The sequence below is a fragment of the Frankia sp. AgKG'84/4 genome, from assembly GCF_023242965.2.
Taxonomy (GTDB): domain Bacteria; phylum Actinomycetota; class Actinomycetes; order Frankiales; family Frankiaceae; genus Frankia.
Window position 1 is genome coordinate 1 of the sequence record NZ_JALKFU020001125.1, and the last position, 1,282, is coordinate 1,282.

The 1,282-nt window shown below is 75.4% G+C and carries 2 protein-coding genes; one reads left to right on the forward strand and one right to left on the reverse strand.

Annotated elements, in window-relative coordinates:
* Positions 1–20: 20 nt before the first annotated feature.
* Positions 21–689, reverse strand: coding sequence for an NAD(P)-dependent oxidoreductase (locus MXD58_RS27815; protein ID WP_248839532.1), 669 nt, complete (start codon positions 687–689; stop codon positions 21–23).
* Positions 690–790: 101 nt separating this feature from the next.
* Here MXD58_RS27815 and MXD58_RS27820 point away from each other — a divergent pair.
* Positions 791–1,282, forward strand: a 492-nt coding sequence (locus tag MXD58_RS27820) for a sigma-70 family RNA polymerase sigma factor (RefSeq protein WP_250611133.1), incomplete at its 3' end; no start/stop codon positions are given.

The following is a 1,282-nucleotide window of genomic DNA, read 5'->3' on the forward strand; positions in this document are numbered from 1 at the left end:
GCGCGGCGGTGCCGCGCCCGCTACCCGGCGATGCCGACCGTCTCCCCCACGCCCGTCCCGTTCTCGGCGGCGCGCAGCATGTAGTGGGCGACGTCCGCGCGGGAGACCGACGTGCCGCCACGCAGGTTGCGGCCGTGGGCCGTGCGGTAGGACGCGGTCAGCTTCCCGTTGGTCAGCCGCGGCGGGCGCACGATCGTCCAGTCCAGGCCGCTGGCGCGCAGCGCGTCCTCCATCCGGGCCAGGTCCGCGTAGTGGCCGCGCAGCGCCGCCTTGATGGCGGGGGCGAGCACGCGGCGGGTGAGCGGCCCGTCGCCGGGATCGTGTCGCAGCGGGTTTGGCCGCGCCGGGGAGGGGACCGTGGCGATCGGCGCGGCGCTGACCACGATGATCCGTGCGACGCCGGCGGCCCGCATCGCCGCGATGATCGTCTGCGTGCCACGGGTGGCGATGTCGGTGTCCGCGCGGCTGGGCCCGCCGAGGCCGGAGAGCACGGCGTCGGCGCCGGCGAGCGCCGGTACGAGCTCGTCCGGGCCGACGCTCGCCAGGTCGGCGGCGATCACCCGGCCGGGGGACGGCGTCACCGCCTCCGGCCGGCGGACGACGACGCTCACGTCGTGCCCCGCAGCGAGCGCCTGCGTGAGCAGCAGCCGGCCGATGCCGCCGGTCGCGGCGAAGATCGTCAGTTTCATCCGAGGCGCCTTCCGGGTCGGGCGACGACCGATCCTGGCTGGTGCCGTCAGATCGGCCGGTCGCCGTTCGTCATGGGTATGACGAACCGGGAAGGACAACCTTGACCGACGACCACATCGAGATCTTCGAGGCGCAACGGCCGCGGCTGCGCGCCATCGCGCTGCGCATGCTGGGCTCGGCGCACGATGCCGACGACGCGGTGCAGGAGACATGGCTGCGCCTGAGCCGGGCTGACCGGTCGGACGTCGAGAACCTGCCCGGCTGGCTGACGACGGTGCTGGCCCGGATCTGCCTCGACCAACTGCGCGTGCGGCGCTCCCGCCGGGAGGACCCGGCCGGCGTCCAGCTGCCCGAGCCGCTGGTCACCCCGCTGGTGGGGCTCGCCGAGGCGTCCGACCCGCAGGCGCAGGCGCTGCTCGCCGACGCCGTCGGCCGGGCGTTGCTGGCCGTGCTCGACACCCTCGGCCCGCCAGAGCGGATCGCCTTCGTCCTGCACGACGCGTTCGACGTGCCGTTCACCGAGATCGCGCCGATCGTCGGACGATCCCCGGCGGCCGCGGCGCAGCTCGCCAGCCGGGCACGGCGCCGGTTG

What these genes read in the sequence shown, in the direction of transcription:
- MXD58_RS27815 (WP_248839532.1), bottom strand. Translation starts at nt 689, where the DNA reads ATGAAACTGACGATCTTCGCCGCGACCGGCGGCATCGGCCGGCTGCTG.